Annotated in this window: 17 protein-coding genes; 11 read left to right on the top strand and 6 right to left on the bottom strand. The window is 45.2% G+C overall.

Annotated elements, in window-relative coordinates:
• The first annotated feature begins 103 nt into the window (after window positions 1–103).
• From moaB to moaE, 4 genes are read left to right on the top strand one after another with little or no spacing between them, the layout of a single operon-like run.
• A complete protein-coding gene (gene moaB, locus NKI27_RS01475) occupies window positions 104–664 on the top strand; it encodes a molybdenum cofactor biosynthesis protein B (RefSeq protein WP_265047929.1) in 561 nt (186 codons plus the stop codon).
• A gap of 44 nt (window positions 665–708) precedes the next feature.
• Window positions 709–1,944 (top strand): molybdopterin molybdotransferase MoeA, encoded by a 1,236-nt coding sequence (locus NKI27_RS01470; RefSeq protein ID WP_265047928.1) that lies wholly within the window; start codon window positions 709–711, stop codon window positions 1,942–1,944.
• A 38-nt stretch (window positions 1,945–1,982) separates the two neighbouring features.
• On the top strand, window positions 1,983–2,231 hold the full coding sequence (locus tag NKI27_RS01465) for a MoaD/ThiS family protein (RefSeq protein WP_265047927.1): 249 nt from the start codon (window positions 1,983–1,985) through the stop codon (window positions 2,229–2,231).
• Between the two features lie 31 nt (window positions 2,232–2,262).
• Window positions 2,263–2,718, top strand: a complete 456-nt coding sequence (moaE, locus tag NKI27_RS01460) for a molybdopterin synthase catalytic subunit MoaE (protein WP_265047926.1) — start codon at window positions 2,263–2,265, stop codon at window positions 2,716–2,718.
• Here moaE and mobA read toward each other — a convergent pair whose 3' ends face one another.
• The 3 genes from mobA to NKI27_RS01445 form a co-directional block, all read right to left on the bottom strand.
• On the bottom strand, window positions 2,719–3,318 hold the full coding sequence (mobA, locus tag NKI27_RS01455) for a molybdenum cofactor guanylyltransferase MobA (protein WP_265047925.1): 600 nt from the start codon (window positions 3,316–3,318) through the stop codon (window positions 2,719–2,721).
• Between the two features lie 92 nt (window positions 3,319–3,410).
• Window positions 3,411–4,064: a two-component system response regulator NarL gene (gene narL, locus NKI27_RS01450; protein WP_265047924.1), complete on the bottom strand. Its 654-nt coding sequence runs from the start codon at window positions 4,062–4,064 to the stop codon at window positions 3,411–3,413.
• Window positions 4,065–4,074: 10 nt separating this feature from the next.
• Window positions 4,075–5,892 (bottom strand): histidine kinase, encoded by a 1,818-nt coding sequence (locus tag NKI27_RS01445; protein ID WP_265047923.1) that lies wholly within the window; start codon window positions 5,890–5,892, stop codon window positions 4,075–4,077.
• 320 nt (window positions 5,893–6,212) lie between these two features.
• Between NKI27_RS01445 and napF the strand changes: the two genes are divergently transcribed.
• From napF to NKI27_RS01415, 6 genes are read left to right on the top strand one after another with little or no spacing between them, the layout of a single operon-like run.
• Window positions 6,213–6,791, top strand: a complete 579-nt coding sequence (gene napF / locus NKI27_RS01440; RefSeq protein WP_265047922.1) for a ferredoxin-type protein NapF — start codon at window positions 6,213–6,215, stop codon at window positions 6,789–6,791.
• Between the two features lie 7 nt (window positions 6,792–6,798).
• Window positions 6,799–7,146, top strand: coding sequence for a chaperone NapD (locus NKI27_RS01435; RefSeq protein WP_265047921.1), 348 nt, complete (start codon window positions 6,799–6,801; stop codon window positions 7,144–7,146).
• Complete coding sequence (gene napA / locus NKI27_RS01430) at window positions 7,143–9,635, top strand: nitrate reductase catalytic subunit NapA (protein ID WP_265047920.1); 2,493 nt, start codon at window positions 7,143–7,145, stop codon at window positions 9,633–9,635. The genes NKI27_RS01435 and napA overlap by 4 nt, the downstream gene beginning before the upstream one ends.
• A 37-nt stretch (window positions 9,636–9,672) precedes the next feature.
• The gene (locus NKI27_RS01425; RefSeq protein WP_265047919.1) at window positions 9,673–10,128 is read left to right on the top strand and encodes a nitrate reductase cytochrome c-type subunit; all 456 of its coding nucleotides are present in this window, start codon (window positions 9,673–9,675) and stop codon (window positions 10,126–10,128) included.
• 33 nt (window positions 10,129–10,161) lie between these two features.
• Complete coding sequence (locus tag NKI27_RS01420) at window positions 10,162–10,761, top strand: cytochrome c3 family protein (protein WP_265047918.1); 600 nt, start codon at window positions 10,162–10,164, stop codon at window positions 10,759–10,761.
• Between the two features lie 43 nt (window positions 10,762–10,804).
• Window positions 10,805–10,942: a TIGR02808 family protein gene (locus NKI27_RS01415; protein ID WP_265047917.1), complete on the top strand. Its 138-nt coding sequence runs from the start codon at window positions 10,805–10,807 to the stop codon at window positions 10,940–10,942.
• A gap of 156 nt (window positions 10,943–11,098) precedes the next feature.
• On the opposite strand, the gene trxA is transcribed toward NKI27_RS01415, so the two are convergent.
• The gene (gene trxA, locus NKI27_RS01410) at window positions 11,099–11,425 is read right to left on the bottom strand and encodes a thioredoxin TrxA (protein WP_251810163.1); all 327 of its coding nucleotides are present in this window, start codon (window positions 11,423–11,425) and stop codon (window positions 11,099–11,101) included.
• Window positions 11,426–11,623: 198 nt separating this feature from the next.
• Here trxA and ppx point away from each other — a divergent pair, with 198 nt between their 5' ends.
• On the top strand, window positions 11,624–13,150 hold the full coding sequence (gene ppx / locus NKI27_RS01405; RefSeq protein WP_265047916.1) for an exopolyphosphatase: 1,527 nt from the start codon (window positions 11,624–11,626) through the stop codon (window positions 13,148–13,150).
• 31 nt (window positions 13,151–13,181) lie between these two features.
• On the opposite strand, the gene NKI27_RS01400 is transcribed toward ppx, so the two are convergent.
• Together NKI27_RS01400 and NKI27_RS01395 are read right to left on the bottom strand one after the other, a co-directional pair.
• The gene (locus NKI27_RS01400; RefSeq protein WP_265047915.1) at window positions 13,182–13,838 is read right to left on the bottom strand and encodes a glutathione S-transferase; all 657 of its coding nucleotides are present in this window, start codon (window positions 13,836–13,838) and stop codon (window positions 13,182–13,184) included.
• A 5-nt stretch (window positions 13,839–13,843) separates the two neighbouring features.
• Window positions 13,844–15,760 (bottom strand): ATP-binding cassette domain-containing protein, encoded by a 1,917-nt coding sequence (locus tag NKI27_RS01395; RefSeq protein WP_265047914.1) that lies wholly within the window; start codon window positions 15,758–15,760, stop codon window positions 13,844–13,846.
• Window positions 15,761–15,788 lie beyond the last annotated feature (28 nt).

The following is a 15,788-nucleotide window of genomic DNA, read 5'->3' as shown; positions in this document are numbered from 1 at the left end:
GTAAGTAGAAACAGTCAAACTATTGATGCAAGTAAGCTTGCGGCACTATCAGGGAATGATAATATGAACGGCATCGCGTTTAATCTTAGGAATACAACTTGCTATGAGTGCTGCCACCGATTTTATTTCACTAAACATTGCCGTATTAACCGTCTCTGATACTCGTAACTATGATAATGACACTTCAGGGCAAGCATTAGTCGATGCGCTTGAAGAAACGGGCCATCAACTTATTGACCGTAATCTAATTCCTGATGATATTTACCAAATGCGCGCCGTTGTATCTCAATGGATTGCCAACCCAGATGTTCAGGCGGTCATTGTCACCGGTGGTACGGGGTTTACTGAGCGAGACAGCACACCTGAAGCGCTTACCCCTCTATTCGACAAAGAAGTTAAAGGCTTTGGCGAGTTATTCCGCCAAGTATCCTATGATGAAATTGGTTCATCTACGATTCAATCACGTGCGTTGGCCGGCTTAGCTAACAAAACAGTCATCTTTTGCCTACCAGGCTCAACCGGCGCTTGCCGTACAGGTTGGACTAAAATTATTAAAGCGCAACTCGATAGCACGCATCGTCCATGTAATTTCGTTGGCTTATTAATGGGTCGTCAGCATAAACCTACTGAGGTTGTGAAACCTTACTGCGGCCCCCGCAACTAATAGAATGCAAGCACATGCGAACCAAGTATTTTTGAGGATAAATAATGAGTTGTTGTGACCGTGGCCAACTTCGCTCTGTCGACGCTATGCTCGATGAACTACTGAACAAAGCCAAGCCAGTAAAGGACCGTATAGATGTACCTATTGTAGATGCGCTGGGCAGAGTGCTGGCAGAAGATATTATCTCTAGCATCGACGTCCCCCCTCACAACAATAGCGCAGTGGATGGCTATGCCGTTATTGTTGCTAACTGCACAGGCAAATCACCCACCACGCTAACAATATCTCAACGAGTACCCGCAGGGTCTGTCCCTGTAGCACTTCAAGAAGCGACAGCCGCACGTATATTTACCGGGGCAACGGTTCCTGACAACGCAAACGCAGTCATTATGCAAGAAGACTGCAATGTACAAGACGGCCACGTTACGCTACCAACAGGCATTTCGCTGAACCAAAATATCCGTCCACAAGGACAAGATATCCAGACTGGCCAGATCATTTTAAAAAAGGGCCACCGTATCCGCGCACAAGATATGGGGCTTATGGCCTCCATTGGAGTGGCAAGCATCAAGGTCTACCGCCCACTAAAAGTGGCGATATTATCAACTGGCGACGAATTAATTGAGCCGGGCATGCTAGCTAAAGAAGGGCAAATTTATAACTCTAACCGCTACACACTTAAAGGTTTACTCGACGGTTTTAACGCTGACATCGTTGACCTTGGCATTGTTGAAGATACGCTTAGCGCTACATTAGCGGCGCTTACAAAAGCGGCTGAATCAGCAGATATTATTATTACTAGCGGTGGCGTTTCGGTAGGCGAAGAAGACCACGTAAAAACCGCCATTAATGAACTGGGCGAACTCAATTTATGGAAACTCGCAATAAAACCTGGCAAACCCTTTGCTTTCGGCCACGTTAATAACACCTCTGTTATTGGCCTGCCCGGCAACCCAGGAGCTGTATTTGTTACGTTTTGCATTTTAGCTCGCCCTTTCTTGCTTAAATGCCAGGGCGCCGAGCACACTAACGCCCACTCATTTAAACTACCGATTAGCTTTAGTTTAAAAAAGCCAGGAAAACGTCGGGAGTATCTAAGAACTCGACTTAACTACGAGCATGGCGTCGCAACAATTGAAAACCACCCAAATCAAAGCTCAGGAGTTTTAAGTTCAGCGTCTTGGGCAGATGGTTTTGCTATCATTCCAGAACATACTGCACCTCAAAAAGGGGATTTAGTAGAATTCTATCCATTCTCCGAACTTTTCGGTAATGGTTAGCATTAATGACCGCAGCAAAACGAACAGTGAGCCCAGTTATGAAAATACTATTTTTTGCCAGTTTAAGAGAACGTTTACAGTGTGAGCAGGAGCAGTGGACAGATTTATCAGGCATAACCTCAGCACAAGATATTTTAAATAGACTTATTGACCGCGGCTCACCATGGGATGCGGCACTACAAAATGGAAAGTTGCTCGTGTCAATCAACCAAGAAATAGCGAGTTTAACAAGCAAAGTCAATCCAGATGACGAAGTTGCGTTTTTCCCACCCGTTACAGGCGGGTAAAGCCAATGCACTATTGTAAGGTTGAAATGTTATGATCCGAATTCAAGAAGCTGACTTCAATGTTCAAGATGAGCTAGACGCTTTTAGGCAAGACTGCCCTAAAATTGGGGCTATTTGTAGTTTTACTGGCCTTGTTAGGGAATTTGGTGATCGTACAGACCTTACCGGCATGTACCTTGAACACTATCCAGGCATGACGGAAAAAGCACTGCAAAAGATTATTGATGAAGCGTATAAACGTTGGCCCATTGAAAAAGTTAGGGTTGTCCATCGTGTGGGCGAGCTAAATTTAAGCGATCAGATCGTTTTTGTCGGCGTCAGTAGCGCCCATCGAGAAGCCTCTTTTTCAGCCTGCGAATTTATAATGGACTACTTAAAAGTCGACGCCCCCTTCTGGAAAAAAGAACGCACCACCTCCGGTGAGAATTGGGTAGAAGAAAAAAACACAGACACATTACGAGCAGAGCGGTGGAAAGAGGATCGTTAATCAGCAACCTTTCTGAGTCAACAATAGCTGCATTTCTTTTGGCGTATTGACATTCAAAAAACCATCGGGTTGATCTGAAAAATCACAGCACACTAAATTATTCTGCTTCAACCACTTCATCATTCGCCGCTCACCGTTCGCCAAATACTCCGTTATACTATCAGCCAAGGATACAGGCACCAACAAATGAAGCGGGTGCAAACGCACCCCATCATCTACCGCGATGGTTGCGCCAGGATGACTCTCAAGGCAGGCAAACATTCTTTCTGCATAATCCTCGGGGAGCGCAGGCGTATCGCAAGGTGACACCAGAAGATAATCAGCATTTGACGCCAACATCAACGACCTCAGGCCAGCTAAAGGCCCATTAAATGCCTCGTCACCATCACTGACGACCAAATCAGCCAACGGCCAATAATGCTGACTATTACGATTACAATTTATGACTAACTTACGCGTATGAGGCCGTAAACGATTAACAATGTGCAGCGCAAACTCTGCGCCATCCCATTCAAGCAACCCTTTATCAGCTCCATCTAAGCGAGAGCCCATCCCGCCAGCAATAATGCCAGCATCTATCACTAATGCATTCTCACTCATTTACGTCTCATTACCTGCTTACCCACCCATAGAAAATAACCATACAGCAAGCCTTCATGAATAACTGCCATTAAACCAAGTATTCGGCCAGCTTATTTCAAGTTATTTTCCATCGCCCATATCGCAGCTTCTACTCTAGATCTCATTTTTAACTTCTTAAGCAAGTTTTTGACATGAACTTTCACAGTCCCTTCTGCAATATCTAATTTAGCAGCAATCATCTTATTGCTCATGCCTGCAGAGATCTGTTTAAGTATTTGACGCTCGCGCTGAGTTAATCCATCAACAGAACGCCCTTTACTGCCTTTTCGATTGCCTATCTCTGAGGCCAATACCGCTGCTAACTTATCACTAATGGCCATAGTACCCGTAGCGGCCTGCCGGATATACGATACTAGCTCTTCTGGTTCGGTCTCTTTTAAGACATAACCGTCAGCACCGGCTTTTAAAGCGGCAATGACATCGTCATGGTCGTCTGACACTGTAAACATAACAATGCGGGAGTAAATGTCTTTATCCCTCATCGCCTTTAAAGTTTGAATGCCGTCCATCCCTTTCATATTGAGGTCTAGCAAAATAAGATCAGGCTCCAGTTTTTCCGCAATATCTATCGCCTCTTGACCTGAGTTCGCCTCACCAATGGCGTCTAGCCCTGCCTCTAACTCTAGCAACTGCTTAACGCCCTTGCGTAACATTGGGTGATCATCGACGATCAGTATATTTAATTGCTCTTTCTCACTTACCATGATTTCCCCATCACTTATCGTGAACAATAGTCTCGCCAGTACGTTTTATTTTATTCATTTCACAATCGATGCGAACCGTTACACCGCCATCCGAATTATTATTGATCGCTATCGTTGCATCAAGGCTTTGTGCACGTTCATTCATGATACTCATGCCATGATGCATCGGACCTGTCTCCCCCGAGCTCAACCCAACACCGTTGTCTGAAACCGTTACAACTAAATTATCGTCTTGCTCTAGATAAAAAAGTATATCCGCGTGCGTCGCCTTGGCATGACGAACCACATTTGAAAGCGCCTCTCTAACAATTTGCAGCAAGTGTATCTCAGCATTCGGCCTTAACGCTACCTCACCTAATCGATAGTCTAGCGCAATAGTTAGCGCGCCTCGCTCACGATACTCAGCTACGGTCGCCTTCAGTGCAGACTCCAACCCCGGCTCATCTAACTTTAACCTAAACGTCGTTAATAACTCCCGCAACTGACCATACGCAGCATTAAGCCCTTCTCTAATTTCTACCGTAATACCGGCTAATTGTTGCTTACTAGCCCCTCTGTCACTCAGCGTCTGCCAACGACTTACCTGCATTTTTAGATATGATAGGGCCTGTGCTAGTGAATCATGCAACTCTCTCGCAATAGTAGCTCGCTCCTCTACCAACAAAAGTCGCCACGTTTGCTCCATCCTCCAATCACGACTAAACGCAGATGCCATAAGATCACAAACAGCAGCAATTAGCTGCTCATGCTCTTTAAACGCCTGCTGAGAATCTATATGCCATAAAAGACAGCCATAATTATGCTTCTTAACAGAAATAGAAAAGTATTTTACCTCCTCTTTTCTTTCCGCTATTTCTTCATGACACCGCTCAAATCGGCCAAACCCTTCGGCGGAATCTACATAAACCAATGCCTGCGGCGTTAAACATAATTCAAACACCCCATCGCCAACCGTTAACTTTAAACTATCGAGAATTGACCTCATAGCACTTGCATGAGTCGTCCCTTTATTAATCAGGCGAGATGTTTCATATAACAGCTCTAAAGATTCCGTCTGAGCTCTTAGCTCCTGGGTTTTTTTCGCCACCCGCGACTCCAACTCTACGTATGTCTCTCCTAGACTAGAAGCCATGTGGTTAAATGTGTTGCCTAGTACACCTAACTCATCATTTTTTAAATAGCTAACTCTAGCGCTTAAATCACCATTTTTGGCCTTATTAGCGGCGCTCACTAGCGCTCTAAGGGGAAGAATTACGGTTTTATAGAGGTCAATAAGCGCAAAAAAAGCAATGAGTATAACCAACGAGATACTCACCCCATGAATGTAGCGAAGCTGCTCAATTTTTAAATCCGTTTGCGATTGAAAAAGCCCCACCATATCGTCTATTTTGATGGTGAACTGATCAATATCCTTAAGCAGTGACAACTCATCAGCCAACGAATGCTTAATCAAACGTGCTTTTAGGTCACGCCACTCAAGCAAAACAGACTCTAATGCTAGCCTATCGGGGCGACCTTCACCTAGATCTAACAGTTCAGTTAAAATCGGCGTTTTAAGCCGACTATCAAAATCTACCAACTCATCTAAGAGCTCACGTTCAGTCTTCTCTACCCCATGATTAACGCGCAAAAGAATCTGCGAAATTCGATAGGCCTGCATCCTCAATGAACCCGACACATTAATTCGTTCCGCATCCCCATCTGTAGATTGCGTAATAATCAGCGAAGCAGCCATGCTCATCAGTACTAAAAGAATAATGCTAGCCCAACCCCATAGAGCCTTCTTGACCAGTGAACCTTTTGATATATTTTTGGCTAAAAAACGCACACACACTCCAAATTACCCATATATAGGCATAAAAATAATAACATTATTCAAATACAACAAAATATAAACATATATTATATTAAATCAGTATCTTATAAACTTTTTACAAATACATAAAAGGTAATATGGCTGATTTTATGTAACATTATTTATCTAATAAAATTGACCACTATCATGGTTATTTCTCATCATCAGTCTACGCTTAACGCAATGTAATCTTTACCGTATAAATGCTGTTCAAGCATTTTGGAACAATAAGTTACGCGAATCAAAGAGTGCGGAACAGTATTTACAAAATCAAGGAACGGTATATTTATATAATGTCTAGAGAAGTAGACCTTGGGCGAAGGTCGTTATTTAAAGGTCAATATACGCCAGCAACCTCAATGTTATTACCCCCGTGGTCAGTTGATCAAGCCAGTTTTTTAGATCTCTGTACTCGATGTGGTGATTGCGTAACCGAATGCCCTGAAAACGTCCTAACACCAGGGTCTGGAGGCTTTCCTACCACGAATTTCAAACACAACGAATGCACATTTTGTGGGGACTGCGTCAGCGCCTGCCAAGCTGGCGCGTTAATGAGATTAGTCGATCGAGGTTTACAGTCAGGCCAGACCAGCAATCAAGATACACCTTGGCACCAAGCACCGACAATCAATGACCGATGTTTAGCCTTACAAGGCGTCGTTTGTCGAAGTTGCGGTGAAGCCTGCGAGCCTGAGGCCATTGTGTTTGACTGGGGAAGCTTAACCGATAACCGAAAAGGGGTAGCAACCCCAACAGTAAACAATGATTTATGTAATGGCTGTGGCGCATGTATTAGTATTTGCCCTAACGACGCACTAACGATGCAGCCTTTACCCAATACGTCTAACAGACAAACTATTAAAACAGGCTGACCAGCGAATGAAAAAAGCACCTCGCTACTCGAATCAAGATTACAGCGTAGCCGGCATTGTCGTCCACGCCAGACCTGAAAACCGAAACGATGTAGCCGAACGCCTAAAACTACTGCACGGCGTTGAAGTTCACGCAATAAACGATGATGGTAAGTTGGTCGTTACCGTAGAAGAAGAACCAGGCGAACGATTCATCATCGACCGAATTACGGAGATTAATAATACTCAAGGGGTTATTAACGCTGCGCTGGTATTCTCTCAATCAGAACAATCAGATCCTTTAGTACCTACTGACAACATAGACCTTACAAACAGTAACGTCGCTACAAACCTCGACTTGGAGGAGCAACAATGAAATTATCCAGAAGAACATTTATTAAAAACAATGCTGTGGCCGCAACTGCGGCAGCCGCGGGTGTGGCAGTTCCCGTTTCAGCCTCTAACTTGATTACCAAATCAAGTGACTCGGCTATTAAGTGGGACAAAGCCCCTTGTCGCTTCTGTGGCACTGGCTGTAGCGTGCTTGTCGGAACCCAGGAAGGTCGAGTTGTTGCGACCCAAGGCGATCCAGAAGCTCCTGTAAATAAAGGCCTTAACTGCATTAAGGGCTACTTTTTATCCAAAATAATGTACGGCGAAGACCGCCTCACCACCCCCTTATTAAGAATGACCGACGGGGTATACGATAAAGAAGGTCAATTCACGCCCGTATCTTGGGATAAAGCCTTTGATATCATGGAAGAAAAATTCAAAGATAGCCTGAAGAAAAAAGGCCCCACGTCTGTCGGCATGTTTGGCTCTGGTCAGTGGACTGTCATGGAAGGCTATGCGGCCTCCAAGTTAATGAAAGCAGGCTTCCGAACCAATAACATCGATCCAAACGCACGTCACTGTATGGCATCTGCTGTGGGTGGTTTTATGCGTACCTTCGGCATTGATGAACCGATGGGTTGCTACGATGACCTAGAAGCGGCCGATGCATTCGTGCTTTGGGGCTCCAATATGGCAGAGATGCACCCTATATTGTGGACTCGCCTAACCGATCGCCGCTTAAGTGCACCTCATGTTCGTGTACACGTGCTCTCAACTTTCAAGCACCGTAGTTTTGAGTTAGCCGATAACCCCATGATCTTCACGCCACAAACAGACATGGTCATCCTTAACTATATCGCCAACTACATCATTGAAAATGATGCGGTAAACAAAGATTTTGTAAATAAACATACACGCTTTAAAGAAGGCGTGACGGACATCGGTTATGGTCTTCGCCCTGAGAACCCTTTGCAGAAAAACGCGAAGAATCCAGACAGCGGGGCGTCAAAAGACATTACCTTTGCAGAATATGCCAAGTTCGTCTCAACCTATACGCTAGATTATGCGCATGAAATGTCAGGCGTTCCTAAAGAGAACCTAGAGAAATTAGCCAAGCTTTACGCAGACCCTAAAGCCAAAGTCGTTTCATACTGGACCATGGGGTTCAACCAGCACACACGTGGTGTCTGGACCAATAACCTGATGTATAACGTACACCTACTAACCGGTAAGATATCAACCGAAGGGAGTGGTCCGTTCTCCCTTACTGGTCAGCCGTCTGCCTGTGGTACTGCGCGCGAAGTCGGAACATTCTCGCATCGCTTACCTGCCGACATGGTGGTGACGAACAAAAAGCACCGAGACATGGCTGAGAAAATCTGGAAATTACCAGAAGGCACTATTCCACCGAAGCCTGGCTATCATGCGGTAGAGCAAAACCGTATGCTGAAAGATGGCAAGCTAAATGCGTATTGGGTAATGTGTAACAACAATATGCAAACCGGCCCAAATATTAATGAAGAAGGTTTACCTGGTTACCGTAACCCAGAAAACTTCATTGTGGTATCAGACCCTTACCCGACTGTAACGGCTCAAGCCGCTGACCTTATACTCCCAACCTCTATGTGGGTTGAGAAGGAAGGCGCCTACGGTAATGCTGAGCGTCGTACTCAGTCTTGGTATCAGCAGGTTAAAGGCCCTGGCGATTCAAAGTCAGACTTATGGCAACTAATGGAGTTCTCTAAGCGCTTTAAGGTTGAAGAGGTCTGGCCTGAAGATCTCATAGCCAAAATGCCTGAAGTCCGTGGAAAGACACTGTTTGATATTCTTTATAAGAATGGCAATGTTGATAAATTCCCGTTGAGCGAAGTGCCAGAAGAACGTCTGAATGATGATGCTCGTCACGCAGGCTTCTATGTACAAAAAGGACTGTTCGAAGAGTACGCAACTTTTGGCCGTGGAAAAGCTCACGATCTAGCCGATTATGAAACATACCACAAAGTTCGCGGCTTAAGGTGGCCGGTGGTGAATGGCAAAGAAACCCAATGGCGCTTTAGAGAAGGTCACGACCCTTATGTTCCAAAAGGAGAAGGCGTTCGCTTCTATGGTAAACCCGATGGCAAGGCTTGGATTTACGCCTTACCGTATGAGCCACCAGCAGAAGTACCCGATCAAGAGTATGACCTATGGCTAAGTACTGGCCGAGTACTCGAGCACTGGCACAGCGGCACGATGACCCGTCGAGTTCCTGAACTATACCGTGCGTTCCCTGATGCTGTTCTGTTTATGCACCCTGATGATGCACAAGCTCGTAACCTACGTCGTGGCGATGAAGTTAGCATCGTATCTAGACGTGGCGAAGTACGATCTCGTATTGAAACTCGTGGTCGAAATAGACCACCTGCAGGCCTAGTCTTTATGCCATTCTTCGATGCTGCACAGCTCACCAACAAATTAACGTTGGATGCTACCGATCCGCTATCAAAACAAACGGATTATAAGAAGTGTGCAGTTAAAGTAGTCAAAGTCTAAAGCGAGCGAGATTTGCCAACAAGGCGGAGAAATAATCATGAAAAAACAATTTACCATCGTTGCCTTTGTCAGCTTGCTGGCTAGCATTACAATTATTAGCACAGCGTGGGCTGATATTGGCGGAGTTCAGTCACTTAGAGGCTCGGTAGAGCTCGAGGCATTAAACAAAGCTGAAGAGTTAAAACGAGTCCCTAGGGACTTGGAACCTTATGCAAGAGATTACTTGCACCAGCCACCGCTCATTCCGCATCAGATCCGTGGCTATAAGATCGATCTTAATAGTAACAAGTGCTTATCTTGCCATAGCTGGCAGAATTACAAGAAGTCAGGTGCGACCAAGATAAGCATGACCCACTTCGATACCCGTGACGGGCAACAGTTATCAGATGTATCGCCTCGTCGCTACTTTTGTAACCAGTGCCATGTTCCTCAAGCCGATGCTAAACCACTTGTTGGTAACACCTTCAATTCAGTGAAGCCGCTCGCTAAGTAGAGTCGAAGATTAGAGAAAGTGGAGTGTTAAAATATGGCAAATCATAAAAAAGGGATACTGGGGCGCTACTGGTCGCTATTGTCGCGCCCAAGCCGCATCGCCATGGGCATCATACTTGCCCTTGGTTTTGTCGCAGGTGTTATCTTCTGGGGTGGTTTCAACACCGCTCTCGAGCTGACGAATACCGAAGAGTTCTGTATTAGCTGTCACGAGATGGAAGCGAACGTCTACCAAGAGTACCGAGAGACTATTCACTACAGCAACCGTTCAGGCGTTAGGGCTACATGTCCTGACTGCCACGTACCCAAAGACTGGACCCATAAAATCATCCGTAAAATTGCCGCGAGTAAAGAGGTATGGGGCAAAATTACAGGGCTGATCAATACGCGAGAAAAATTTGTTGACCACCGTAAGAGTATGGCGCTACGCGAATGGCAACGTATGAAAGAAAACGATTCGCGCGAATGTCGTAACTGTCACAATTTTGAGTTTATGGACTTCAGCGAACAGGGTCGTCGGTCTGTAACGATGCACTCAACCGCACTGGCTACGGGTGAAAAAACCTGTATCGACTGCCACAAAGGTATTGCTCACCAGCTACCCGATATGGAAGGCGTGGAAGGTTGGCACTAGCAATAGTGCCTGCTCTAGACTTCACTCGATTAGGAGATAAAAGATGAGCCCCTTAGAATCAATGATCTGGACTATTCTAGGTTACGCTGCCATGCCGACAATTTTTATCGTCGGGTTTGCAGTTACTGCAGCAGTGGCCTGCTTTTTACTGGATATCACAGGGAATGGTGAAAAAGAGTAGAAGCAAAGACAATTAAACGAAAAAAGGCGAGCTAATGCAGCTCGCCTTTTTTCGTTTATCTATCGCGTCATTCCCGCCTGCGCGGGGATGACTAAATGGTGATTTGATAATGACTAAGAAGATGATTCAGCATCCGCCATTTCAAGCACCAGCAGATTAGATATTGCTATCTAGAAATGCAGTCAACTGGGACTTAGACAATGCGCCTACTTTAGTTGCATCCACATTACCGTTTTTAAACAGCATTAATGTTGGAATACCACGAATATTGAATTTTGGTGGAGTCTGCTCGTTCTCATCGATATTCAACTTACAGATTTTAAGACGCCCTTCATACTCATCGGCAATCTCTTCCAGAACAGGCGCTATCATTTTACAAGGACCACACCACTCAGCCCAGTAGTCAACCAATACTGCAGTATCGGCATTCAAGACTTCTTCTTCAAAAGAGGCATCGGTTACATTAACAATTTTGTCGCTCATTCTGGTTTCCTGATGTTGTCAGTCAATAAATTTAATAAAACATCGGGCAAATCGTCTACTAAAGGCAGAAATAAACACTACCCTGTGAGTGACCTTAATCAAAAATCACTTACGCTAAGTGTCATATTATCCACCTTTGGCTTATTATTGCCTTAGATGGTTTCTAATATATAGGTTCAACAGAGGATTTCAAGGCACGTGACGTCATTGCACTCTGATAATATTGTATTAAAGAATGAAATACCTGAAACGCTTGCATCTATCGATCTGGGCTCAAACAGCTTTCACATGGTCGTTGGACGCACTGTTTACGGTGAAATCCGCACGCTTGATAAACTAGGCGAAAAAATTCAACTCGCTGCAGGTTTAGATGAAAATAATTATCTCTCTGAAGAGGCGCAAGAAAGAGGCCTTGAATGTTTAAAACGTTTTGCCCAACGACTACAAGGTATTCCTTCCAATGCTATACAGGTGGTGGGCACCAACGCACTTCGTGTTGCCAAAAACTCTAGAGACTTCACCCGTAAAGCAGAAGCGATATTAGGTGCGCCGGTAGAAATTATAGCCGGGCGCGAAGAAGCACGGTTAATTTACCTGGGCGTTGCACACACTCTGGCAGATGATGCAGGGCGTAAGCTTGTTATTGATATCGGTGGAGGCAGTACCGAGTTTATTATTGGTGAGCGTTTTGAAACTCAAGCACTTGAAAGCCTGCATATGGGCTGCGTATCATTCCGTGAACGCTATTTTCGAGATGGCGAGATCACCGAACAAGGTATGCAGGCAGCAATCGCTCATGCATCCAGAGAACTGCTTAATATTCGGTATCGCTTTCAGGCATTAGGCTGGCAGACCAGTATTGGCTCTTCCGGCTCAATTAAAGCCATCGCTCTATTAATAGCAAGTCTCGGCTACTCTAAAGATGGCATTACCGCTCAATCCCTCAACCAGTTAAAAGCGTATGTTATCTCGCTCGGTCATATCGATAAGTTACAAGATATTGGCGTAAAAAAAGACAGGTTAACGATTTTCCCTTCAGGGTTAGCGATTCTGTGCGCCTGCTTTGACGTTTTATCAATCGATATCATGACCTTTGCTGACGGCGCACTAAGAGAAGGTCTGCTCTACGATATGATTGGCCGCATTCAACATGAAGACGTCAGAGAACGCACCATATCGGCACTTCAAGAGCGCTACTTAGTCGATACCCCGCACGCCCAAGATGTTGAACGCACTGCCATGTACGCATTTAGGCAAGTACAACACTACTGGGGGCTAAACGCTGATTTTTTCGCCGATTTATTGCGTTGGTCTTGTAGACTGCACGAAATAGGCCTTGCGATATCCCACACGCAATACCATAAGCATGGCGCCTACCTCATTAAATACTCCGATTTATCCGGTTTCTCAAATCCGTTACAACAAGCAATCGCAACACTCATCCGCTGCCACCGTCGAAAATTAAACACTGATATTTTTTCTAGTTATTCAGAGGAACAAGCAAAACCTCTGATTAGACTCGCTATTTTGCTTAGATTGGCCGTTGCACTCAATAGAAGTCGTGACAGTAGCCAATCACCCACGTTCAAAATTGACGCGAATATCGATGCACTAAGTGTAGAGTTTGAACCGGGTTGGTTAGAACAACATCCTCTCACTAGAGATGACCTAGAAAGTGAAGCCGACCAATTAAAAGCCGTAGGGTATGCGTTAAAAATATCTTAGCTGAGAGGCAAAATCGCCGAGACTATTGCTCTTACTTGTTTGGTTTAACAGGCAAGTAGACAGGCTCGGCATCAGAAACCCAAGGCTTATATTTTTCCATTATTCGGTTAAATAAAGTGGATGCTAACAGCAGATCTAGCCACGTTTGCAGGGCGGCATATTGAGTTTGCCGAAACCAAGCCATGTCAACATGCGCAAACTGGCGAATAAACGGCATAATAGCGATATCGGCCACTGACAGCTGTTCGCCCAGCAAGTATTGGCTAGTTTGAAGCCTTGCGTCTAACTCCGCTAGAAACAATTCGCCCTGTGATCTGTAATGCGCTTCTGGATGCTCAGGGTACCGGTCTGCATATTTATAGCGATCTAAATAGCCTTTAAATTCACCATCATTCTGATCAATCAGGCTAATCGCCTCTTTATATAGCACGCTATTTAGCGCTGGCATCCAATTATCAGGATCGTTCTGAGCTAACGCCCACAACATAATATCCCTGCTTTCATCAATCACTTGACCGTCAGGTAGAATCAATACGGGGACCGTACCTTTGGCTGAAGCGGTTAGCAATTCAAGCGGCTTATTCTTTAATTCAATCTCTCGAAGCGCAACCTTTACACCACTGTAACTTAGCGCCATTCGCGCACGCATGGCATAGGGGCAGCGGCGAAAGGAGTACAGAACGGGCATTGGGCTCACTCTAACTCTTCCGCCTGAAGGGTTTCGATTTGCTCGCTGACATCACACCAACTGAGTTCAACTTCTTCAAGTTCAGTTTTGCTTTCAGCCTGCTGTTGTAACACCTGCTTTAAACGGTCTTTTTGGCTGTCTGAATAAATATCAGGGTCAGCCAATAGTCCTTCTATTTCTTCCAGCACCTGATGTAACCGATCAATTGATTTTTCATCTTTTTCCAGCTGTTTACGAAGCGGGCTAATACGTTTTCGATTTTCAGCGGCTAAACGCTTTCGTTCTTTTTTATCGTCTGACGACTCATTATCTGAATTGCTGACAGTTTTTTCTGTGGATTGGTCTGATTGTTTTTGATAATCCAGCAGCCACTTTTCATAGGCCGGCAAGTCGCCATCAAAAACATCTACTTTGCCATCGACGACCAATAAAAACTCTTCAACGGTATTTTTCAATAAATGACGATCGTGTGAAACAACGATGACCGCGCCCTCAAAGCTCTGTAATGCCATGGTCAGGGCGTGGCGCATTTCTAAGTCAAGGTGGTTGGTCGGCTCATCGAGCAATAATAGGTTGGGTTTCTGCCACGCAATGATAGCGAGTGCCAAGCGTGCTTTTTCACCGCCGGAAAACGTAGTGATATCGCCAAATGCTTCATCACCATGAAAGCCAAAACCACCCAGAAAGTTACGAATAGATTGCTCAGACTCTTTCGGTGAGAGTCGTTGAATATGGGTCGCAGGAGACGCTTTAGGGTCTAGTGCTTCAAGCTGATGCTGAGCAAAGTAACCGATGGCTAAATGCTCACCACAGACACGCTCACCCGCCAGTGGAGGCAAGTCATTCACAAACGCTTTGATCAGAGTCGACTTACCCGCGCCATTCGGTCCAAGTAGACCTACTCGCGTACCTGGGTGAATGCTAAGAGTGACATCACTCAAAATAGTTTTATCGCCATAACCTACTGAGATTTTCTTCAGGTTTAATAGCGGATCTGACATTTTTTCTGAACACGGGAACTCAAAATGAAACGGCGAGTCGATATGCGCTGCTGCTATTTTTTCCATCCGTTCTAGTTCTTTTAAGCGACTCTGAGCCTGCTTGGCTTTAGTGGCTTTGGCCCGAAAACGGCGAACAAAATCTTCTATTTCTGAAATACGTTGCTGCTGCTTTTCAAAGTTAGCTTGCTGCTGAGCAAGTCGCTCGGCTCTTTGTTTTTCAAAGTCTGAATAACTGCCGGTATAGTAATTGAGCTTTTTGTTTTCGAAATGCAGTACATGGCTCGCAACACTATCAATAAAATCACGGTCATGTGAAATAAACAGTAAGGTTCCCTGATACTGCTTTAACCATCGCTCAAGCCAAAGCGTTGCATCAAGGTCCAAGTGGTTAGTCGGCTCATCGAGCAATAGCAGGTCTGACGGACACATTAGCGCCTGAGCAAGGTTTAATCGGATTCGCCAACCACCAGAAAAGTCACTGACTGGGCGATGCATATCGTGTTGAGAAAAACTAAGCCCATGTAGTAATTGTTCTGCACTAACATTGACGTTGTAACCATCGATGGCGTCAAGCTGACCGTGTATCTGGGCCATTTTTCCGTGGTCATCTGCGGCTTCTGCTTGCGCCAATGCCGCTTCTAATTTGCGAAGCTCCTTATGACCATCAATCACATGCTCTATGGCAGTACGATCAATATTATCGACTTCCTGCTGCATATGCGCGATACGGCACTGGCCGGGCAGCGTTAGCTCACCTTCATCCGCCTGCAGCTCACCGAGAATCAACTTAAACAGGCTGGTTTTGCCCGAACCGTTGGCACCCACAATCGCCACACGACGCCCAGTATGGATAGTAACTTCAACTTGGTCTAGCAGCGTATTACCGCCACGTAGTAGACTTAACGCTTCAATATTTAACATGGGCGGCATTCTACCTCGACCGCAGGAT

Origin of the sequence: Alkalimarinus alittae, assembly GCF_026016465.1 — a bacterium.
Taxonomy (GTDB): Bacteria; Pseudomonadota; Gammaproteobacteria; order Pseudomonadales; family Oleiphilaceae; genus Alkalimarinus; species Alkalimarinus alittae.
This window is presented reverse-complemented; position numbering and strand designations above follow the sequence as displayed.